The organism is Vallitalea pronyensis, assembly GCF_018141445.1.
GTDB lineage: Bacteria > Bacillota > Clostridia > Lachnospirales > Vallitaleaceae > Vallitalea > Vallitalea pronyensis.
On sequence record NZ_CP058649.1, the window covers coordinates 1,179,072 to 1,201,351 of the forward strand.

At 34.8% G+C, this 22,280-nt stretch carries 17 protein-coding genes; 11 read left to right on the plus strand and 6 right to left on the minus strand.

Annotated elements, in window-relative coordinates; genetic code table 11:
* Positions 1 to 142 precede the first annotated feature (142 nt).
* The 6 genes from HZI73_RS04875 (at position 143) to HZI73_RS04900 (ending at position 8,741) form a co-directional block, all read left to right on the plus strand.
* A complete protein-coding gene (locus tag HZI73_RS04875; RefSeq protein ID WP_212697138.1) occupies positions 143 to 2,731 on the plus strand; it encodes a transporter substrate-binding domain-containing protein in 2,589 nt (862 codons plus the stop codon).
* 4 nt (positions 2,732 to 2,735) lie between these two features.
* On the plus strand, positions 2,736 to 3,404 hold the full coding sequence (locus HZI73_RS04880; protein WP_212698698.1) for a response regulator transcription factor: 669 nt from the start codon (positions 2,736 to 2,738) through the stop codon (positions 3,402 to 3,404).
* A complete protein-coding gene (locus tag HZI73_RS04885) occupies positions 3,401 to 5,023 on the plus strand; it encodes a sensor histidine kinase (RefSeq protein ID WP_212697139.1) in 1,623 nt (540 codons plus the stop codon). The genes HZI73_RS04880 and HZI73_RS04885 overlap by 4 nt, the downstream gene beginning before the upstream one ends.
* Positions 5,024 to 5,097: 74 nt before the next feature.
* Entirely contained in the window at positions 5,098 to 6,723 is a 1,626-nt protein-coding gene (locus HZI73_RS04890; protein ID WP_212697140.1) for a hypothetical protein, read from the plus strand.
* Positions 6,724 to 7,320: 597 nt separating this feature from the next.
* Positions 7,321 to 7,869 carry a GNAT family N-acetyltransferase gene (locus HZI73_RS04895; RefSeq protein WP_212697141.1) on the plus strand — a complete coding sequence of 183 codons (549 nt, stop codon included), beginning with the start codon at positions 7,321 to 7,323 and terminating at the stop codon, positions 7,867 to 7,869.
* Complete coding sequence (locus tag HZI73_RS04900; RefSeq protein WP_212697142.1) at positions 7,866 to 8,741, plus strand: aminoglycoside phosphotransferase family protein; 876 nt, start codon at positions 7,866 to 7,868, stop codon at positions 8,739 to 8,741. Before HZI73_RS04895 ends, HZI73_RS04900 begins: the two co-directional genes overlap by 4 nt.
* A 193-nt stretch (positions 8,742 to 8,934) precedes the next feature.
* Here HZI73_RS04900 and HZI73_RS04905 read toward each other — a convergent pair whose 3' ends face one another.
* From HZI73_RS04905 to HZI73_RS04930, 6 genes are all read right to left on the minus strand, one after another.
* Positions 8,935 to 9,606, minus strand: a complete 672-nt coding sequence (locus tag HZI73_RS04905; protein ID WP_212697143.1) for a class I SAM-dependent methyltransferase — start codon at positions 9,604 to 9,606, stop codon at positions 8,935 to 8,937.
* A 739-nt stretch (positions 9,607 to 10,345) separates the two neighbouring features.
* On the minus strand, positions 10,346 to 10,612 hold the full coding sequence (locus HZI73_RS26845) for a GyrI-like domain-containing protein (RefSeq protein ID WP_212698699.1): 267 nt from the start codon (positions 10,610 to 10,612) through the stop codon (positions 10,346 to 10,348).
* Between the two features lie 30 nt (positions 10,613 to 10,642).
* Positions 10,643 to 11,224, minus strand: a complete 582-nt coding sequence (locus tag HZI73_RS04915) for a helix-turn-helix transcriptional regulator (protein ID WP_212697144.1) — start codon at positions 11,222 to 11,224, stop codon at positions 10,643 to 10,645.
* A 343-nt stretch (positions 11,225 to 11,567) separates the two neighbouring features.
* Positions 11,568 to 12,833 (minus strand): copper amine oxidase N-terminal domain-containing protein, encoded by a 1,266-nt coding sequence (locus tag HZI73_RS04920; protein ID WP_212697145.1) that lies wholly within the window; start codon positions 12,831 to 12,833, stop codon positions 11,568 to 11,570.
* Positions 12,834 to 13,042: 209 nt separating this feature from the next.
* Entirely contained in the window at positions 13,043 to 14,512 is a 1,470-nt protein-coding gene (locus HZI73_RS04925; protein WP_212697146.1) for a sensor histidine kinase, read from the minus strand.
* Positions 14,499 to 15,188 carry a response regulator transcription factor gene (locus HZI73_RS04930; protein WP_212697147.1) on the minus strand — a complete coding sequence of 230 codons (690 nt, stop codon included), beginning with the start codon at positions 15,186 to 15,188 and terminating at the stop codon, positions 14,499 to 14,501. Before HZI73_RS04930 ends, HZI73_RS04925 begins: the two co-directional genes overlap by 14 nt.
* A 170-nt stretch (positions 15,189 to 15,358) precedes the next feature.
* Between HZI73_RS04930 and HZI73_RS04935 the strand changes: the two genes are divergently transcribed.
* The 5 genes from HZI73_RS04935 (at position 15,359) to HZI73_RS04955 (ending at position 22,276) form a co-directional block, all read left to right on the plus strand.
* Positions 15,359 to 16,045, plus strand: a complete 687-nt coding sequence (locus HZI73_RS04935) for a polyphosphate polymerase domain-containing protein (RefSeq protein ID WP_212697148.1) — start codon at positions 15,359 to 15,361, stop codon at positions 16,043 to 16,045.
* Between the two features lie 14 nt (positions 16,046 to 16,059).
* The gene (locus HZI73_RS04940) at positions 16,060 to 16,734 is read left to right on the plus strand and encodes a DUF4956 domain-containing protein (RefSeq protein ID WP_212697149.1); all 675 of its coding nucleotides are present in this window, start codon (positions 16,060 to 16,062) and stop codon (positions 16,732 to 16,734) included.
* A 14-nt stretch (positions 16,735 to 16,748) separates the two neighbouring features.
* Positions 16,749 to 18,491 (plus strand): CotH kinase family protein, encoded by a 1,743-nt coding sequence (locus HZI73_RS04945; RefSeq protein ID WP_212697150.1) that lies wholly within the window; start codon positions 16,749 to 16,751, stop codon positions 18,489 to 18,491.
* A 341-nt stretch (positions 18,492 to 18,832) separates the two neighbouring features.
* On the plus strand, positions 18,833 to 19,024 hold the full coding sequence (locus HZI73_RS04950) for an elgicin/penisin family lantibiotic (RefSeq protein WP_212697151.1): 192 nt from the start codon (positions 18,833 to 18,835) through the stop codon (positions 19,022 to 19,024).
* A 108-nt stretch (positions 19,025 to 19,132) separates the two neighbouring features.
* Entirely contained in the window at positions 19,133 to 22,276 is a 3,144-nt protein-coding gene (locus HZI73_RS04955) for a lantibiotic dehydratase (RefSeq protein WP_212697152.1), read from the plus strand.
* The last annotated feature ends 4 nt before the right edge of the window (positions 22,277 to 22,280 follow it).

Genomic DNA, 22,280 nt, shown 5'->3' on the forward strand with positions numbered 1-22,280 from the left:
GAAGCAAATAGGAACGTAATGGCATGTATTCTAATAGAAAAATCACACTCAAAATGGTATAATATGTTAATCATATCACTGTTTATTAAGATTTCTAATACAATACAACATCGAGTAATATCATTAGTCGAGGAGTGTGAGTATGAAAAGAATAATAGGACTAATATGCAGCTTAATTGGCTTAACATGTATGATTATATTTTTTGCAAATAAAAATGTGGATAAATTAGGATTAACAGATGAGGAGAAACGATTTATTAGTGAAAATAAGGATACAATTTTTCTTGTGGGATACTTTCCAACATCTGCAGAGAAAAAATTTTGTGAGAAACTCTGTGAGAAGATCGAAGAGGATACATCGCTAAAGTTAAGAATTTATGAGAACACATGGAATAATAGCTTGTATCTATTGGCGAATGGAAAACTGCCCATTGTCATGAACATGTGTAAAATCCCCAAGAGAGAAGAATATGCCTATTTCACAGATACATTCTTGCCAATTCCATGTGGCATTTATTCTGATCAAAATCATATCATACAGTCATTTGAAGATATAAAGAATAAAAAGATAGGTGTAGAGAAAGAAGTTGCTTTACTGGATAAATTTGTTTCAAAATTTCCAGGTTTTAAAGATTCCATTATTGTCTTTGATACATTTGAAGAAACGAGGAATGCCTATGTTCATGGTGAAATTGATGGCTTCTTAGCGTCAAAAAGTTATGATTCGGATATGAGAGGATTGTATTTTTTTCCAATTGAAAGTATAACAGCTGGCAGCAATCATGTTGGTGTCAGTCAATCAAATCCACTATTATATTCAATTATAAACAAAGAAGTCACTCGGTTGAAAGAGGAAAAATGGGATGTGCTGGTATTGGAAGTGATTACTTTCGAACTCGAGAAATCCTTTATTGAATTCAATCAAGTTGAACGTCATTATTTAGAAGAAAAAAGTTCTTTTAAGGTGGGTCTCCCAACAGAGTATTTTTTATATGGCTATGGTGAAGCCCACAATCCCCAAGGTCCTCTGCCAGAAATACTGGAAAAAATAGCTTTTATTTGCGATGTGGATTTTGTCTATGAGTTTGACACCCTTGATAATTTAAGATTAAGAAAGGATATTGATTTTTTTGTTGATTATGATGTGGGTGACCGCTTTACATCCAAGACTATTTTTGAGGATGAGATTATTATTGTTGCAAGATCCTATTATCGTTATGTGAATGAAGTCTATGACTTAGCAAATTATAATGTTGGTGTTTACGGTGTACCAAATGCAACATCCTATTTAAAAGAAAATATGCCACATATAAGTGTCATGGAGTATAAAAACATTGATGTTGCCGTTAAGAATATGAAGAAGAAAAAATTGGATTATCTTATCATACCAAGGCTATATTACGAGACTAAAAAATCCGTTAACCAATTAAGTATGAGGGGGAAAATTGAAACAAATATTAATAATTTTGTCAGCCGTGACCCATTATGTGTTGAAATCATAGACAAGTGTTTAACCATCATAGACACAGAAACCATCGTTCATAATCGGGTGGCTAAAAAGCCAAAAGCCAATGTTTCTTTTCTTATATTGTTATATATAGTAAGTACATGTTTATTCGTTATTGTATTAAGAATGCTCACACGCTGGTATAGAAAAAACTATTATTATGATAATAAGTTTGATGTATACAATATGAGATATATTACCAAGAAGTTAAAACATAAGGATGCTTATTTAGTACTCATTGAGATTTCAGATGAGGATCAAATATGGTTTCATTATGGACGAAAAGTATATGATAAGTATTTAAAGAATCTTATTGATTATATGAAGAAAGAACAAATAGCTGGACAATATATGGCTTTAATCAATAGAAAACAACTGTTGATTGTTAAAGAGAGTATTAGAGAGGTTGAGCGTCTTCAAAACCGGTTATTAGCCATACAAGGTTTGATGATAGATAAGGTAATGTTAACCTATAATTATCACCTCTGCTATGTTGATTATATGAATAAAGAAGAACTCTCAGAAGCTATGGATAAATTGCATAATGGTCTATTACTAGCGAAAAAAAGTAACCAAATGGTTTATTATACGAAGCAACAGCATAGTATTTATCTGAATAACTTAGCAAGAAATGTAGACCTGAAAAAAAAGATAGCAAGTAAAGCCATTCAACTGGTTTACAGAAAAATTATCGGCAAAGACGGACAATATTTGGGGAACTATGTTTATCCTAAGTGTAATGGATTAAGAAGAGAGTTAATCTATAAGAAGGTAAAAGATTTGAATATAGAAACGAAGCTGGATAAGGTGTTTATTGAAGAAGTTTTGAAACATGAACAATCGAAGCCTTTGTTTTTACATATAAGTGAGCGTACCTTAATCTCTGAGAATTTCTATACATGGCTGGATAGAATGATGAAAGAGGGGACGGTACTCTATTTTATCATTGATAGAACAGTTGCTTCTATCCATTGGGATTCATTAGTAAGGCATAAACAGATCGGATATGTCATTGACCGATTTGGTGAAGATATGGTTCATGATCTTCAGGTAAAATATTATGATAGTCAGTATATCATCATAGACAGACCTATATTGGAGGATATGGAAGATAATGCTGAAGTACTTGATTTTATTGCTTCATTTGCTCAGAAGAATAAGTTAAAGATCATTTCTTCAAGTCAGTATTACTCAGAGGCGGATTATTATATTGTAGAGGAGTAGTAGGATGAATGTTCTTATTATTGAAGACGATAAAAAACTATTAATGACATACAAGAGAATCGTAGAAAATAGTTTTTATGTTCAGGTAGCAAGTAATCTAATGGATGCTAGAAAAATAATGAAAAGTGAGAGTTTTGATGTGGTTCTATTGGATATTATGTTACCAGATGGCAAAGGATATCGACTGATTCCAACCATAAAGAAAAAACCTGAAACCATGGTCATTGTCGTTTCAGCACTAGAAGAGCAAACGACAAGAAGAATGGCATATGAGATGGGGGCGGACGACTATATGATTAAACCCATCACGTTATTTGAATTAGAGTATAAACTAAAAGCCATCAGCAAGAGAAGAAAAAGTGAACATTTGATTATTCAAATGGGTGATCTTATCTTAGATCTAGGTAATCTAACCCTATCTACAGCACATAGTATGATTGCGATTCAGCATTCCCAAGGTATTGTTTTAAAAATGCTATTCGATAAATACAAGGAGAATAGCATTCTTCACAAGAATGAGATTAACAATTTGGAAGTGGTACAGAAGTCAGATAATTTTCGCATTCACACATTGATGTCACGGTTAAGGAAGACTATAGAAGAATTGGAAAGCGACAAAGTATTTATAGAAAATGTATATGGTAAAGGGTATAGATTAGTGGTGATGAAATGAAAAAACGTTTATTAGCTATTAGTATCATAAGTATTATATTTAGCTTTGGATTAGATGTCTTTCAGCATAACATGTCAGAACGATTAGTTCATCATATGGAAGCTGGAAATTTTATAAATACAAAAGATTTGGATATGAGCAAAGTAACCATGTTACATTGGTTTTCTAAGGAAGTTGAGGTTTATTCTGAAGATCAAAAAAGCGTTGATTTTGTTATTTTTAATCCTTATAGGCTTTTTAACGTATACAAGAATAAAGAACATATTATACAAAATGAATCCAAAAATTATCCTAAATATCAAGGTGGAAAGTATATGTTGTTTTCCATTGATGAAATGGATTATAGCGACAATCGAGTAAGTATTTATACAGAAGTAGATAGGAATTCCTATGATACATGGAATTTAGAGAGCATGCGGTATGAAGAGGTATACTTTGCAGGAAGTCATAGAATGCTGAATAATTTTATTGTATGCAAAGAATCCATTCATATTATTGCTGTAGCCAGCCTGATAATAGCTGTAGTGGTTATGTTGTTAACCCATCAAAAAGAGTTAATGGGCATTCTATTGGCTGCTTCCACTGCTACTGTATTGTTCGATTTTAAAATTGGACTCATTTTAGTGCTGCATAGTCTATACGTTTACTCAGAAACACTTATTAAAAGAAAGCATAGAAAATTCATATTCATACCGTTGTTACTGAGTTTTGGAATGCCACTTGACTATTATGTATGGTATGCTTTTGTTCTTATGTTGATGTGCACAGTTAAGTATTATAAAAAATCCAACATAAAATGTTTGTTATCCTTGTTAGGATTAAGCGCAATAGTCGGACTGTTGAATATGGACCTGGAGTTTAGTTTGTTTAGGTTATTTTATACGGAGCTGTTTATCTTGTTCTTATCCGCGCTGTTACTGATTATAGGAATCATGAAGGGAAGAGTATATTTTTCTAAGGAGAAGATGATTCGTATTGATTTGTTAAGAGGGGTCAGTCATGATTTACGTGTTCCTTTATCCACAATAAGATTGAATATGGATATATTGGCTAAAGATGATTTTACGTCAGAAATAAACAAGGATAGGGTTATTCATACGATGAATAGTGCACTGCAGGATCTAGGTAATATGACAACTGGATTAACAGCGTATATTTCCAAGGATCATTATGTACATAGGGATTTAAGGACATCCTTTCAAGACTGTTTAGCTCACAGTTTAAATTATTTTACGAACAATGAGAAGATGATTGATATAAAGACGAAAATTTGTGAAGAAGAGATTTTTCTTCCTATAGAAAAGGTTTGGCTGAATCGATTAATCTATAATCTAGTGGATAATGCTTACAAATACACAGGAAATTATGGTGTGATTACAGTGAGCTTGTGGAAGGAAAAGAAAAGGGTTTATTTTAGTGTAGAGGATAATGGGATTGGTATAACGGATGAACAGATGCTAAAGATCATGAAACCATTTTATAAGGTGGATCAATCAAGAGGGACTTCAGGATTAGGACTTGGATTATCCATTATTCAATCCATCGTGAATCAGCTTGATGGTGACATCCATATACAGTCTGTAGAAGGTGAAGGAACGAAGGTCATAATCAAAATCTAACTTATTGGTAAGCATTTGATTTTGGTTCTATTAGGTGTGTTATACTAAGGTCAAAATGAACCTGGAGGGTGTATATGAGAAAATTAATATATGGGATTTTGACTTTATTATTGGTGGTGACAGGGTGTAGTTCCAATGATAGTAAAAAAACAGAAGAAGTTTTAAGGGCAGAAAATAGAGCTGCAATGGAAGCGGAGCAGAAGGCGAAAGAAGAAATGAAAGCCGAGCTGGAAGACAAAAAACAAGAGGAGCAAACAGAAGAGGAGAAGAAAGTTGATGATATTACTATTACTGATAAAGAATCCGTCATGGACTTTATATTTCAACAATTTGATGTAAGCGACAGTTATTCTAAGGAGAGAGGAATGAATGAACTGACATTTACATATGAAGATTTTAATGAAGATGGAAAAGAGGATGTCGTTGTTTATTCGCCAAACAAAGATGGTTTTTATGACATTGCTTTTGTAACGGTTACAGAAAATGGATATGAACTTATTGATGAATTTGAAGAGTATTCAAAAAATGAGCAAAGTATTGTCAAGGAAGGTAATTTTATCATCTTTAGAGGTGCAGGTGGAGGTACAGGCGTTTATAAGAAGTTCTTGAAAATCTACAGATATGTTGATGGAGAAATTGCATTTACAGGGGTGGCTCTCGATTTAGAAGGACATGACACCATAGCTCATGATGATTATCCAAATGGTAAACCAATAGAGATATCAAGTGAGCTGATTGACAGGTCAGGTAAATTTAATAACGGTGAAGATATATGGTTTGCCTTTGATTATACGTATATGGAAACGGATATTGATGGTAAATTGCTATTAAAGACATGCGATGGGTATTATTATAATAATGAAACGAACGCATATGAAGTGCAACAACTAGAATCTAAGTTCGTTACAAAAGATGCAGCTAACGAAGCTCTAGTATCTGATGGGAGATATGAGCTTGAACAGTTGATGAGTGTAGAGAAATTAGAAGAGTTTAAGGTTGTAGAGGTGTCCTATATAAAAATGGGCGAGTTCTCTTTGATACTAGAAGGGGAAATTACCCAGAAGGGAAGAATTAGGTTTGATGGTTTGTATCAAATGTATTGTTTCACTTCAGATGAAGCATTTTTAGATTATCCCATTAGAATTGATGATGAGTTGACTATAAGTACGCATATTAGATTTAGTTGTTTTGATCAGAAGTGGATTAAAGAATTACCTCAATCAGCCCATGAATCACTAAAAGAAAATGGAGAATTGGAAATTGCTTGTACGATTAATAAGATAGAAATACATGGTGCATGGGGAACTTCAGGAAGCACGTCTATCGAAATTAGCAATATAGACATTTTATCAAATACGACATCCGATCAGAGTGAATTGGAAAACAACTTGTCTAGGTTTACAAATGAAACACTGTTTTCTTTAGATGAGGAGATGTACATGGATTATTCCAAATACCAGTTAGTGGTCGTTCCACAACAGGAGAGTATTAATGATGATAAGCTAGGAAATAGAACGGTACAGCTTACTGATTCTGGTAATGAATTTCCAAGTCGAATTGCTATTCTAGGTGGTATGATGGCATTAGAAATTACTTACCATGAAAATCCTTTGGTTGAAGGAAGCGAAACGAAGACGGTTAAACTTGAACAGATTAAAGATGAGATTATTACAGTGATGTCAAAGATGCCTTATGATTAATCTTATATTGAAGTGAAAGGTCTTTATCCGGATCTTCCGGTATCAACAGGAGAGTTTTCATTGTCTCTGGATAGTGTAAGAGATAATACGTCTTATGAGATTTTTATGCTGGAATTAAGGTGAAGTTGAGATTTTGATTTTTATGGATGGTCGAACCCAAGAATAAAATTTTTAGTAAATGATAAATGTGTCTTTACAGCAAATTGTCTAGACACATTTATCTTTTGTCTTGATTTTAATTGATACATGCAAAAACATGTATTAATATGGCTAGTCTATTTCTTTTTAAAAGGAATCCAGATTTCACAAATATACTCATCAGATTTGTATCTCCAGGTCTGTATACTTCCATTGAGTAATTCATAGATTTTTCATATCCGCTAGATGGTAGTCATACTCCATAATCCTTGTTGTTAAAGCTCACATAGTTTGTTAAATTTAAGTTGTCCGATTCTTGACAGAAGACAAAAGATATATTAGAATCGTTTAATGATAAGTATTCAAATATAAACAATAAAGAAACAATCGAAAAATTTGGATTTAAGGTTCTTGGAGTTCTTACAAGGGCCTTTTCCTAAGTTAATGAAGGAGGAAATTATGAGACTAAAGAGTGAAAGAATTTTGTTGAGAAAAATGGAAGAGAAAGACATTGAATATTACAACAAATGGAGTAATGATTTTGATGTAGTAGAAAACACATATTTAAATCTTGATGCGATGTCTATAGATGATACAAAGCAGTTTTTTCATAGAATAAGTACAAGTACTAATGCTAAAACATTTATTATTGAATCTATTACGGATTCAACACCTATAGGTATTACATCTCTAATTTCAATCGATTCATATAACCGCAATGCTGAATTTATAATAGATATTGGCGATAAGTCATTTTGGGGAAAAGGTATCGGTCGAGAAGCGACGACTATGATTTTAGATTATGCATTTAAAGAACTAAATCTTCATAGAATATATCTTCGAGTTTTTACATTTAATGAGAGAGCAATAAATTTATATAGAACAATTGGCTTTATTGAAGAAGGCGTAGCAAGAGAAGCATTATTTCGCTTCGGGAAGTGGCATGGTATAGTTTCAATGAGTATTCTTCAAGAAGAGTATCTTAGAAAGGTTCTATCTAAGGCATGAAAAAATCAATTGACTATATAAAAGTTATAAATAAAAAATATCCTAATATAAAGGTAGCGAATAGTAGATTTATTGAAGAGGGACAGAATAACATTATTTTAGTAGTTAATGATGCTGTTATTTTTAGGTTTCCAAGAAATGAAGTGAATAGAGCAACGCTAGAGGATGAGTATAAAATTTTAATGAAGTTAGGGGAGAGTTTGCCTCTTAACATACCTAACCCACAATATAGTTTTATTGGAAAAGATATAAATAATACTTTTATTGGATATCCCTTGATTCGCGGATTAGTTATGAAGAAAGATGTTTTTGCAAAAGCGCAGAATAAGGAAAAATTAGCAGACCAATTAGCATTATTTTTGAAAAAACTACATTCAGAGCAGATACTAAAACAAGTAGATTCATTATTTTACTCAGTTGATGTAAGAAAGAAATGGTTAGATTTATATGATAGGATAAAGGAGAAATTATTTTTTTACATGAAGGAAGATGCTGTGAAGAATGTTACTCATGATTTTGAAGTAATTTTTAGTGCATTAAGCAAAAGCAGTTTTAAGAACACCCTAGTTCATGGAGATTTTGGGCCAAGCAATATCATTGTAAATGAAAGATTAGATGCGATAAATGGAATAATAGATTTTGGGTCTGCTCATATCGGTGACCCAGCAGGTGATATAGCATCATTAATTGGTCCATTTGGATATGGCTTAGAATTTGTCAATCTTATGAAAAATGGATATTCAAGTATTGGAGATTACTTAGAGAGAGCACAAGCATATACGCATACATTTGCGCTTCAGGAAGCTTTGTATGGAATTGAAAATGATGATAAACGAGCTTTTGAAGCAGGAATTAAAGAGTACCGTTTTTAGCTACAAATTCAATATAGAAAAAGGTTTGCTGCAACTGGGGGAGTGTGTAATTTGAAAGGCCCTGTAATTTAGAGCTACCCCCATATATCCATGATTCTAATCTCGTAAAATCTCCTTCCTGGCATTGTTATTTAGGTTACAGCCAGGTTGGATTAGGAGATTTTTTACACACTTTTTATGACAGTCTCGGCAATTACTTTTTTAATTTTACCAGCAAAAACATCGGCGTACTAAATTTATCATCTTTCCGATTAGTGTTTTTATTATCAAGTATGGGTTCACTCAGTAACTCTAACTTAAACCCTGCTTTTATCATATAATTGATTGTTTTACTCAAAGTCTTATGCCAAAATGTTATTGGTTTTCCGAAGAATTGACTTAATGACTCGGTATATGCTCCTTCGCTAAAATAATCTTCCCGTGTGAAACAAGGATGTAATATTGATATCACACATTCACCACCTGGTTTTAATACACGATATAATTCTTTCATAGCAGATTGCAAGTCTTCGAATGCTATTAAGCACATAGTAGAAATAGCTAAATCAAAATATTCATTTTCAATCCCCTCAAGATAACAAGCATCTTTAACATAGTATTGAATATCATAGGTTGCTTTACGTTTTATAGCTTCATTGATTAATTCTTGGGAATAGTCAACGCCCACAACACATGCACCTTTTTCTGCTAGTAATCTAGAGTATCCACCTTCACCACAGCCTATATCAATCAATTTTTTTCCTTTAACTTTACCAAGCATCTTTAAGGTTTCAGGTATTAAAATATTTTTTCTATAGTGATTGATTTCTACACAATCAATCCACTCTTTTGAAGCATTGTCCCATTCATTTGAGATGTTTTTCATATATTACCTCCTATGTATTGTGCATTAATAAAAAAGACACCTGTATTAAACTTTTTTTCTAACTGGCTATATATTAGCATTAAAATCTAGTTATTATGAGCTTTATTTCGAACATACCACATGATATAATAATACAAAACTTTTCAAAAAAGGAGTATTTACAAATGAATCGTATTGGATTTTGTTTATCTGGTATATTATCGCTTTTAGGGTTCATAACATTGATAGTAACGACTTTCACAGCTAGCCTTTTACCAGCCCTTGGTCAGATTAATTCCGTTCCCCATTTTTCAACAACTAATTCTTTGGCAATAGGTGCAATTATTATAGGTTTAATCTTATGTATATTTCTCTACAAGAGATCTCAACAAAATGAATGATATCAAATAATTATCAATACCACAATTCATTATAAAAAACTAAGTTTAACATTTTAGTGATTGTACTTTCATTTAACACTTACAAGTGACTGAAAATATCTTATCTCCATTCGTCATTTTTTCAATATATTACATATCCTCCTTTTTTACTAATTATATTCTTATCTGCAACCTATGTAAATGCTGGAAGTAACATTCATATAATTAGTTTGAAGCCTAAAAGATAATTTTAAGCTGATTCAATCATCGCCAAATTTTTAGTAAAGGATAAATGTGTCTGTACAGCAAATTGTCTAGACACATTTATCTTCTGTCTTAATTTTAATTGTATACATGCAAAAAAGTATTAATATGGCTACTTATTTCTTTTTAACATGAATCCAGATTTCACAAATATACTCATCAGATTTTGTATCTCCAGGTCCGTATACTTCCATTGAGTAATTCATGGATTTTTCATATCCGCTAGACGGTAGCCATTCTCCATAAATCCTTGTTGTTAAAGCTCCAATAGGGTGAACATCTTGATTTAATGTCCCTTTTGCCTTAAAAACGGCCCAAGTACTTTCAGGAATTTCAAAAGGTGTTAGTTCTGGATACTCATCACCTGCATCTTCTGCACCAATGGATAAAACAGTATCACCATTATCTAAAGTTTACGTAACCCCCATTTGCCAGAAAGGCTGACGATAAAGCTTATACCGATCGCGGATAACTTTATTCATGCCAAAGTTAAGAAAGTACTCCCAAAACAACCACAATTCATCCATTTGTTTTTTCCAGTTTTCAGCATCTTTGTTAGCTGTCCATTTCCCAAAATTCTTGACAACGCCAACACCTTTGATAATACCTTTTTCTTCAATGCGATATTCCATATCAACATCTCCTTTAACTGAAATATAAAAGGTGATACGAGGGTACAATCTTAGTTTAACACCTAAAGAGCGCGCTTCTTTTGGTGATACACCCTGCATTTGACGAAAAGCTCGAGAGAAGGACTCAGGTGAAGTGTAACCATACTTCAAAGCAATATCTATTACTTTTACTTTACCTGTTTGAAGTTCGATAGCTGCACAAGACAGCCGCCTGTTACGAATATATTCTGATAAAGATATACCAACAACATAGGAAAATATTCTACCAAATTGATAGATATCACAACATACAATTTTTGCTACATCACTAAAGTCAAAGTCTTCGGTGATATGCTCTTCAATATAATCTATTACCTTTGTCATCCTATTTAGAAAGTCCATCATAATCCCCCTTTGCATATAGTATCTCAAAGTATTGATACATTTACCTTGCATTATTTGAACAAATATGTAAGAAATAAATGTAACATTATATTATCAATCCACTATTTATTTTAAAGAAACTATACTTAGCTGTTTTAGTGATTATGCTTTTATTTTATAAGTGATATCAATAAACTAAATAGCTATCCACATCAATTAAGTACATAATCCTCATTTAATAGATCACTATTAAAAAAAGTAATGGATTAACAAATAGCTATTCCATTACTTTTAAATTTAACATAAACTAATGTTTCTATTTACTTATAACGAAACCCACCACCTAAGGCATTTCCTTATAAATCTCATTCCCCTCACCATCAATATACAAGTTATTATTATTTTGAATATAACTTTCCTCATAATGAATTTCTGTTTCACCTTGTCCTGAAATGACTTCAATAGGTACATAGGCTGGTATATTCACTTGTTTTAGATTCTTTGAAAGGACTTCTACAACACGTCCCTCATCTGAAATAGCTTCATAATCAAAGATGCCTTGATCATCAAAAAAGAGTCCCCAACCATCATATGAGCCTTCTTTAAAACCACCGATATAACTCATTGCACCATTATAGTAACAAGTACCAAATCCATGTTTTTTATTGTATTTCCATTCACCAATATATACTATATTACCTTCTTTGTCATATTGTTTACCTGTACCATGAAGGTCATCACCATCCCATTCGCCTTCATATGTAAAACCATATTTTTGATCCGGATCCACATACCAGATACCATACCCATACCATTCATTATCCTGCCAGCCGCCTTCGTAGACCAGTTGTCCATCATCAAGGAGTTTTCCAGTCCCATGCCGTTTTCCGTTCTTCCATTCACCATCATAGATTAACTTTCCACGAACATAATATTTACCAGAACCATGCCGTTTCCCATCCTGCCATTGGCCATCATATTCGAGTTCGTCTAATAGATAACTTTTACCATAGCCATGGTATTTGCCTTCTTTCCATTGCCCATCATACTTCAGTTGTCCTTGGTCCCGATAAGCCTTTCCAACACCATGATACATATCATTTAATAGTTCACCTTCATATTTTAGGTTACCACCTGACCAATATAAAACCTCTTTGCTAACGGTATCATTATCGCTAGAGTCTTTTTGCTCTGCGGATTCTTTCAATGCATTCAGTTCCTTATTAACCTCTCTTAAATCTTCTTCTAGGCTTTCGATCTTTTTCTCTAATAATCGATTTTCTTCCATTAAAGAAGCGTATGGTGTGTTATTCGTATTTTGCTCATGTTGTAAAATAACGGTTCTTGTTTGGTTATCCCAATCAACAGAAACACCAATAGCCTCAGCTAATTGCCTTACGGGAAGGTAAGTTCGATTGTTATAAATAATAGGCGCTAATATGGTGCCATCTTCTTCCTTTGCTACGAATGTCTGCTTATTAAGGCTCATGTTGATGGCATGATCTTGTATGGCTTGTATCTCTTTTTGGGTTGATGATGCATGACTCATGTTCATGACCGTCAATACGAGAACCAATGATAGTAGAATTTTTACTCGATTATTTTTCATGACAAATCTCCCTTTTCATATGTGATGTTCTATTGATACTGCAAGCAATTTTAATCATCTTTGTTTCATAAACATAAAACAAAAGATAATTATGATTGAAAAATGCAATACATACCATATGAAAAGTATATCAGACAATCGATAGATTGACAATTTAACCATCGACTTTTTATAACATTATCAAACAAAATAATGAATCAATGAATCACTTATAAATCCTCCGTACATTTAGCCACTTCAAACCAAAAACAAATCCCATTAGGATTCAGTTCGACCCCATAACCATTACCAAGTGCTTCTTGGATAGCCTTAACAATGGATAGTCCAAGGCCATGACCTCCTAATGCTCTTGTACGGGCTTTATCCAGCTTATAAAAACTATCCCACAATTTATCCAATTCTTCCTCTGGAATGGAAGTACAAGAGTTATACACTTCTATACGCACATGATGTTCCCTATCTACCATACGTATCTTGATCATTTTCTGGTCATCCACATATTGAATCGCATTATTGATGTAATTGGTCAAGACTTGTTCCACTTTTAGCCTATCCGTATGCACACCTATGGGCTGATTAAGGGGGAGGAACGATACATGTAGATGATGATCTTCAAAATGCTGATGATATTTATCCACAATGTAGTGTACCAAATCCACAATATCAAAGTCCGTTTCATGAATCTTAATATCACCAAATTCAATTTGATTCACACTTAATAAGGTTTGAACCAACTGGTTCATCTTATTGGCTTCATCTACAATCACATCACAGTAAAAATCCGTTCGATTATGGTTCTTAGCCACATTTAATTTGAGCCCCTCTGCATAACCTTGTAATAGAGCAATGGGTGTCTTTAACTCATGAGATACATTGCTTAGCAGTTGTTTTCTTTTTTCATCGATTTTAATACGCTTTTTCACTTCCTTTTGAAGCTCGTTATTACTGTGATTAAGGGAATGAATGGTATCTCTAAGTTCAATGGACATGTCATTGATACTCTGGGCTAACTGGCCTAACTCATCTTTGGAACGTACTTGACAAGCGGTGCCAAAATGCAGATGTTTAAGGGCAGTGGTGGTTCGATTCATATCCAATATAGGCTTGGTAAAATGCTGAGATAAAACATAAGCAATGAACATACCAATCACAAACAATAAGATACCAATAATCAGGGTGAATTGGTTAGCAAGATCAATACTATGATTAATGGCCATTAATGGCATACTGATTTTAATACGGTTGCTATTATCAAGTGTACCAACGATTTGTAGAAATCTCGTTTTTCGCTCATCTTCTGACCATACCCAGTTAATCTGTTGGTTAATGGGTTTTTCTTGCACGATGACATAAGGCTTTGGTGGTGGGGGGGTTAGCTTAGGTTCTATCAAGGTGTCATCTAAAAAATTGAATTTAGTTGAATATAAAACGCCGGTGTTATCTTTAATAATAATATTCACATGGGACTTGTTTTCTATATCGCCTAACACATCATATGACGCAGAATATCCGTCAGCATCAATAGCGTTAATGACGTCATAATGTTTTAATAATTGTTTCTTTTGCTTTTGTATATAGAAAGGCTTAAGTAAAAATGTATTGGCTAAGATTAACAAACCAATGAGAAGGACAATTAAGGAGCCAATCTGTAAAAACAATTTTTTCTTAATGGAGTTCATGGGCATTCACCTCGAATTTATAGCCATAGCCTCTGACAGTCTTGATATGGTCGCCGCCGTTAAGCATTTTGGTACGTAATCGGTTGATGTGGGTATCCACTGTTCGGTCTGTACCATCATAATCATATCCCCATACATGATCTAATAGACTGTCTCTGGTCATCACCCGACCTTCATTTTCCATCAAGAAGGTGAGTATTTTATACTCGGTATGACTCAGATTGATAAGCACACCATCCACAGACACAGCATGTTTCTGCAAATCAATGGTGATGACACCTCTTATAAGTACATCTTTTTTATAGTGAGGATAGGTGCGATTATAGAGAGCATTAACCCTAGCCACAAAGATAGAGGGACTAAAGGGTTTCGTAATGTATTCATCAGCACCTGCTGTAAAACCTACTAATTCGTCGGGCTCAGTATCTTTTGCAGTAACCATAATAATGGGTACATGGCTTGTTTTTCTGATTTCACGACAGACCTGCCAGCCATCATAATAAGGCATCATCACATCTAGAATGACCATCTCTATATCCGGTGTTTTTCTAAAAATATCCAAGGCTTCCTTTCCATCTTTTGCTTCCAGAACCGTGTAGCCCTCTAAAATGAGAAAATCAGCGATTAAGATGCGAAGACGAAGCTCATCATCTGCTATTAATATTTTTTTATGCATGCCATCACCTTTTTCTAATCTATTTAATGCATGATTTCTGTTCTTTATTATGTCATAGGATTGTCACAATTATATCACGGTTATTCATATTTTAACACAAAGTTGTGATATAGCTGTGACATTGACTATGTAAAGTTAATGTAAAGTTAATGTTAAGGAAGGTGATTCACATGTTGAACAAAAGGCATGAGCTAAAATACACCGTTTCGCCTTTGGACTATAAAATCCTATCAGAACGTATGAAGAAAGTGTTACAGCGGGATCGGCATTGTCCTGAAGAGGGTTATCAAATAACCAGTTTATATTATGACGATCCAGTGAATACGGCATATGTTCAAAAGGTAAACGGTGAAGCCATCAGGCATAAATACAGAATAAGGTATTACGGTAACGATTATGGCTTTATTAGACTTGAGAAGAAATCCAAAATACATCAAATGACCATGAAAGAATCGGTGCCACTGACAAAAGAAGAAGTAGAGCGTATTCTAGCCAATGACTATGCTTTTCTTGTACAGAAGGAACAGTCACTTTATCAGGCATTCTACTTGGCTTTGAGTCATGGCTTATGTAAACCAAAAGTGATTGTTCGGTATACGAGAAAAGCTTACACACATCCTGTTGGGGATCTCCGCATCACCTTTGACCGGGATATAAGAACATCCAATATGGACACTCATCTATTTAACGAACAGGCTTTCTTTGTACCAGCAATAGAGGACCAGCAAGTGATTGTAGAGATAAAATTCAATCATGTGATACCGGATTTTATACAAGGCTTAATACAGATGGGGCATGTACCGCAAACAGCTGCCTCAAAATATGTCATGGCAAGGAAATACAATTATCAATTTTAAATTAGGAGGAATCAATGATGACAACTTTTCAAGATATTTTAAAAGACAGTTTCTTACAAAACAGTTCCAACATCACAGCCGTATCCATTGGGTTAACGTTACTCTTAGCTTTTGTGGTAGGGGTTTTTATATTTAACATCTATAAAAAAACGTATCAAAGTGTGGTCTACACCAAAAGTTTTAATATTTCTTTAATCATGATGACCATGGTCACATCACTGGTGATCCTAGCCGTAACATCCAACGTGGTTTTATCCCTTGGTATGGTTGGTGCACTCAGTATTGTACGTTTTCGTAGCGCAGTCAAAGACCCTATGGACATTGTGTTTATGTTCTGGTCCATTGCAGCAGGTATTATTATTGGAGCAGGGTTCTACATGTTAGGTATAGTGGGTTCGTTGGTTCTTGGCATCATTCTCTATGTGATGTCCCGTCAAACAAAGCAAGAGACACCCTATATGTTATTAGTCAATATGGCAGATGGATTAGCCGAAAAACAAGTATTAGACCGTATTAAGTCAGGGACAGATAAATACCTTGTAAGGTCCAAAACAGTTCAGTCTTCGGGTATGGAATTAACTATTGAAGTACGTGTCAAAGAGGACGAATTGTCTTTTGTTAATGATTTACTGAAAATAGAACAAGTATCCGGTGCTATGTTGGTAAGCAGTAACGAGTTTTCAAGTTAAAGTGGGGTGATGATATGAAGGGAAGAAACATAATACCCATAATCCTGTCTGCCATTGCTATCATCATGTTATTACTTATCGTAGATGCTGTTACAGTGAGCAGTCAGTTGATAGACACCAATAACAACCTCATTGATCAAGAGGTGTTTCCACATGACCGTGTCATTGATGTTAAGATTACCATAGATGAAGAAGACTATACGTACATGGTTGAGCATGCCATGGAAGAAGAATATGTGGTAGCGGATATTGATTATAACGGGTATCAGTATCAAGATGTAGGCATTAGGCCAAAGGGTAATTCCAGTCTGAAACATGTAGCCTCTTCTAACGATGAGACCAAACGGTTTAGCTTAAAAGTTAATTTTGACTATTATGTAGATGAGCAGAATCTCTATGGCATAAGTAAGATTAATTTGAACAATATATTCAGTGATCCATCCATGATGGCAGAATATCTTAGTTATGACATGTTAGACACACTAGGTGCAGAGGCATCAAGAACCACTTACGCTGCCCTTTATATTAATGATGTCTATTTTGGCTTGTACTTAGCCGTTGAACAGGTGGATGAGAGTTTTTTAGAAGATCGGTTTGGGAATGCTACTGGTGAATTGTATAAGCCAGAAATGGGTGCAGGAAGTGACCTGAAATATATATCCGATGATCCTGATGACTATAGCTTAGAGGTCGAAAATGGTGTATCTACCAATGATAAAGCAATCATTAACTTCATGAAGGTCATCCAAGAAGGTAGTGACCTAGAAACGGTGTTACATGTGGACAGTTTTCTCAAGTACCTAGCTGTAAGTACCGTAACAGTACATTTGGACGCTTACCAAGGGGGCATGTATCATAACTATTATCTGTATCATCATAATGGGCGCTTCGAATGGATTACTTGGGATTTGAATATGTCATTTAACGGCTTCCCAAAAGGTGGCACGGATGAACAAGCAGTAGCTTTCTTAATTGATGAGCCTGTTTCAGGTGCCATGGATAACTACCCGTTGATTAAGGCTATATTTGACAATGAAGCCTATATGGAAAGGTATCATGGTTATATAACTACCTTATTGAACGATTACTTGGATGAACATACCATTACCAACAAAGTAACAAACACCTATGAGATGATCAAAGAGTATGTAAGAACAGACACAACAGCTTTCTATACCTTTGAGGAATTTGAGGAAGCCGTTTTTAGTGATACAGACTTAGTGAATTATGGCTTATTGGATTTTATCGACAAGCGTGTCAGTAACGTACGGCAACAATTGGATGGAACCATACCAAGTACCAATAATGGTCAGGGCAATGCAGGAGGAAAGAACAACAGAGGTGGCAAAGCAGGTGGGCCGCCAATGGGTCAAGATGGTCAGGGTAAACCACTTATGGGACAGAGGCAAGATGGCGAAAATCCTCAAGCAGATGCAGATGGTAATCCCATGAAGAACCGTGGGAATAAAGCCATGAAACCTAATATGCAAGATGGAAGTATACCAGAAGATATGAAAACAGATAGAATGCAACAGGGTATGAACCCAGACAAAATGCAAGAGGGTATGGACCCTAATAGAATGCCAGAAGGTAGAAGTCCTCAGGATATGAAAAATAAGTTTCCAGAGGGTATGCCAGGTAACATGCATGAACAAGAAGAAGCAATGGATGAAACTACGTTTTTTGTGAATCTTGGTCTTATATGTGCGGGTATACTAGGTATGTTTATATTCATTAGGATTATAAAAAAGAAATAAGTCAATCTATAGATCAGGAGAGCACATATAAAAAGTCATAAAGATATAAGTGTTTCTATAAACATATTGGTAATAAAATTGCCAATATGTTTTTTATTTGTAAATTTTAACAGAAAAACACACAAAAATAATTTGATTTAGATTAGACAAAAATATTAAAATTAATAAAAATAATATCATAAATAAATAGAAAATAAAAATAAAAACTATTTGACTATTAATATTAACCTATGTATAATTTAGATGCATGCATATTTAAGGAATTGTTTGAAAAGTAAGTACATATTTTCATCAAATTTTAATCCTTATAAGGAAATTAATCTATGAAAGGAGGATTAACCATGGCTAAGAATCCATTTGATTTAGAAGTTCAAGTTAACAAAGTTAATGGAACAGCATCATTTGGTCTTTATACATCTGATTGCTATACATCAAGTTGTTACACTTCCAGTTGTTATACCTCAACTTGTTATACATCTGATTGCTATACAGGACAAAACATGTGTGGATATACCCATACTTCAAGTTGTTAATCCATTTAAAAACATCAAAAAACATCTTAATGGTGTTTTTTGATGTTTCACATATACCAGCAAAATAAAAACACATACATTATTTTCATAAGTTGAAAGGAGTATACCATGGCTACAGAAAGTATATTTAGGGTTCTTGATTTTTTTATACTGCGAACCCCCATTCTACCCATCGATGTTTTTGAACAAGAACTCACCGCTTTCAAAGGGTCAATTTTGGAAGTATTACAGAAACAGATGCAAAACCCCGTGATTCGGGAAGCGATAGCCGTTTCAAGTATATCCCTTCTTGATGCCTTAACACACCTTTCAGTTGATAGTCCCAAAAGAAAGCGGGAACAAGTGACAAAAGCATTTTTACGCTATCTCATTAGAATGTCTACAAGGCCAACACCTTTTGGTTTATTTTCTGGCGTGACGTATGGTGAATATGGTGATGCATATAGAGTCACCTTGAAATCTTCAGCATACCATAAGAAACGGACCCGTCCAGATATGGATTGGATCTTTAAAATTATCGCACAATTGGAGGGTGATCCTAAGATCATTTCACAGTTATCGGTCTTGGGGAATACCATGGCTTATGAAGTGGGAAATAGGACATACATTCCATATCTCACACATTTAGGTCATGTACGAGAAAGTGGCGCACATTTTGAAATGGAATCCACATCTGTGCGCACAACCTCTGCAGTAAAGGAAGCTCTTAATCTTGCCAAGACGCCTCAGACCTTTCATGCATTGGTGTCCAGGTTATATGATGATTACCCCGATACGTCACATGAGCAAATAAACCAATTTGTCTATCAGCTCTTTCAACAAGAGCTTATTATGTCCAACTTAAGACCACCCCTATTAGATAGTAACCCATTACAATACTTACTAGAACGTATGGCATCTTTACAAGGGGTAGAAGAACTAAAGTCTCAGCTAGAAGAAATTTCTCAGATGATAAAGAGGTATGATGAGATGGAGCTGGGAGAAGGCGAAGGATTATATCGCCAGCTTATACATAAGATGCAGCAAGTGGCTGATTGTAAGAATTATGTACAAGTTGATCTGAGAGTCCAAACAGATGATGTGATGTTACCGACTTCCGTTAAGAAAGAAGTGGAGAAGGTGGCAGGAGTATTGTGGAGAATGAGTCCACACCAATTGGGATTATCCCATATGCAAGGATATCGTCATGATTTTATTAACACATATGGTATGGCAAGAGAAGTGCCACTATTGACGTTATTGAATGAAGACATTGGATTAGGGGCACCCGCTACTTATGAATATCCTCCTTCCAAGCGGGAAATGACACAAGATAATAGAGCTTTTCAACAACGTAAGCATTATTTGTTATCACAATGGTTAACTCAAGTCCTATTAAGAGGAGAACAGGAACTTGTTCTTGATGAGGATAAAATAGCAGCAATAGAAGAAACAGTTGATGACCGTCATGCACCTCGTTCTTTTGAATTATTTTTTTCATTGACAGCGGATTCAAAAGAAGCTGTAGAGGCAGGTGACTATCAGTTGTTAACGGGTGCAACAGCTCTTTCTTATGGTGCGGGCAGGTCCATTGGACGGTTTACAGATATGATGGATAGTGAGTTTACTGCTCATCTTAAAGAGATTGATACATTAGAACAAAAATTGTGTGATGATGTCATATTGGCTGAGATTGTTTATTTACCCATTGAAGGTAGAGCTGCCAATGTGGTATTAACCTACGATAATCGTCATTATCAGATTGTCATGGGTACAACATCTTCCAAGGCATCTGAACAGACCATCTCTTTGGATGACTTGGTTGTGGGTGTTGATGAACAGGGATTTTACCTGCGCTCATTGAAACATAATAAAGAAGTAATCGCTGTTTCAAATCATATGTTTAATGCCTCTCGTTCACCAAACTGCTATCGATTTATACGAGAATTATCCCAAGAGCGCCAAAGAAACATTGAACAGTTTCATTGGGGGGAGCTAAACACCCTGCCTTTTCTTCCACGTATTCGGTATGGTCGTTGTGTTTTATCAGCAGCAAGATGGATGCTTAATGAAGAAACGTTGGAATACAAAGTCAATATGAGTCAAGAAGAATGGACAAATAAATTTCAGACCTATAGAAGGGAATGGAAGCTTCCCCGCTATGTCTACTTAACACAGACAGATAATCGATTATTGCTAGACTTAGATGAGGATGAACACGTGGACGAAATACGACGTGAGTTTTGTAAACTTGGGTTTGGACAAGGTATTGTATTAACCGAGATAGGGCATGCATTAGATGCATTACCAGAAACAGGTGATGGCAGACACTATATGGAGTTTGTGTTTCCTGTGATCAATAACATGGCCCATGGTCGAAAACCCATACCTAAAAAGCATGCCCAGGCAGTAAGCCATCCACAACGTTATAAACTACCAGGAAGTGAATGGTTATATGTGAAATGGTATGGTACTGGTAAGCGTTTTGAGGAGTTTTTGGGTGGACAGCTAAGAGAATTCTGCCTTATGGCACAACAACGTCAATGGGTAAAATCAAGTTTCTTTATACGATATGCAGATCCTGAACAGCATATAAGATTACGTTTTTTAGGTGAACCTCAACAGCTAATGGGTACGTTCATGCCCCAATTGCATCAGTTTGCCAGCAAATGTTTACAAGAGGGTATGCTCTCTCAGATAATGATCGACACCTATGACCCTGAAATTGAACGCTATGGAGGTCCTGAATGCATGGGCATGGCACATCAGTGGTTTTGCATGGATAGCAGCATAATTATGGAGTGGCTTCGATTAAAAGAACAAGGTCTTTTGCCTATCCATAAAGATATGTTAGTCGTCATTAGTGTCATTGATATCATGGAACAATTTGGTATAAGCTTTGATGAACAGCTAGCTTTTCTGGATGAAATGGTTAACTATAAAGCCTATCTTGATGTGTTTCGATCACAGCGTTCACTCTATATGAAGCTGGCGGATGCTCGAAACGCATTTGAGGGGCTGAAAAGTCATAAAGCAGGAGAAGTGCTTATACCAGCATTTCAGGCAAGGCGCACCCTATTACATGACTATGGTGTGCAATTAGCCCAGAAAGAAAACAGCCAAACGTATTATGTGAAGCGCCTTAATGCCATGCATAGTCTTATACACCTGCATATTAACCGCTTATATGGCATTGATAGAGAGGATGAAATAAGAGTGCTTACCTTAGCCCGTCATACATTACACAATTTAGTTTACTTACGTGGGAGGTGAAAAT

What these genes read in the sequence shown, in the direction of transcription:
- HZI73_RS04885 (WP_212697139.1), top strand. Translation starts at nt 3,401, where the DNA reads ATGAAAAAACGTTTATTAGCTATTAGTATCATAAGTATTATATTTAGC.
- HZI73_RS04935 (WP_212697148.1), top strand. Translation starts at nt 15,359, where the DNA reads ATGTTGAACAAAAGGCATGAGCTAAAATACACCGTTTCGCCTTTGGAC.
- HZI73_RS04895 (WP_212697141.1), top strand. Translation starts at nt 7,321, where the DNA reads ATGAGACTAAAGAGTGAAAGAATTTTGTTGAGAAAAATGGAAGAGAAA.
- HZI73_RS04945 (WP_212697150.1), top strand. Translation starts at nt 16,749, where the DNA reads ATGAAGGGAAGAAACATAATACCCATAATCCTGTCTGCCATTGCTATC.
- HZI73_RS04930 (WP_212697147.1), bottom strand. Translation starts at nt 15,188, where the DNA reads ATGCATAAAAAAATATTAATAGCAGATGATGAGCTTCGTCTTCGCATC.
- HZI73_RS04900 (WP_212697142.1), top strand. Translation starts at nt 7,866, where the DNA reads ATGAAAAAATCAATTGACTATATAAAAGTTATAAATAAAAAATATCCT.
- HZI73_RS04950 (WP_212697151.1), top strand. Translation starts at nt 18,833, where the DNA reads ATGGCTAAGAATCCATTTGATTTAGAAGTTCAAGTTAACAAAGTTAAT.
- HZI73_RS04890 (WP_212697140.1), top strand. Translation starts at nt 5,098, where the DNA reads ATGAGAAAATTAATATATGGGATTTTGACTTTATTATTGGTGGTGACA.
- HZI73_RS04905 (WP_212697143.1), bottom strand. Translation starts at nt 9,606, where the DNA reads ATGAAAAACATCTCAAATGAATGGGACAATGCTTCAAAAGAGTGGATT.
- HZI73_RS04915 (WP_212697144.1), bottom strand. Translation starts at nt 11,224, where the DNA reads ATGACAAAGGTAATAGATTATATTGAAGAGCATATCACCGAAGACTTT.
- HZI73_RS04940 (WP_212697149.1), top strand. Translation starts at nt 16,060, where the DNA reads ATGATGACAACTTTTCAAGATATTTTAAAAGACAGTTTCTTACAAAAC.
- HZI73_RS04920 (WP_212697145.1), bottom strand. Translation starts at nt 12,833, where the DNA reads ATGAAAAATAATCGAGTAAAAATTCTACTATCATTGGTTCTCGTATTG.
- HZI73_RS04955 (WP_212697152.1), top strand. Translation starts at nt 19,133, where the DNA reads ATGGCTACAGAAAGTATATTTAGGGTTCTTGATTTTTTTATACTGCGA.
- HZI73_RS04925 (WP_212697146.1), bottom strand. Translation starts at nt 14,512, where the DNA reads ATGAACTCCATTAAGAAAAAATTGTTTTTACAGATTGGCTCCTTAATT.
- HZI73_RS04880 (WP_212698698.1), top strand. Translation starts at nt 2,736, where the DNA reads ATGAATGTTCTTATTATTGAAGACGATAAAAAACTATTAATGACATAC.
- HZI73_RS04875 (WP_212697138.1), top strand. Translation starts at nt 143, where the DNA reads ATGAAAAGAATAATAGGACTAATATGCAGCTTAATTGGCTTAACATGT.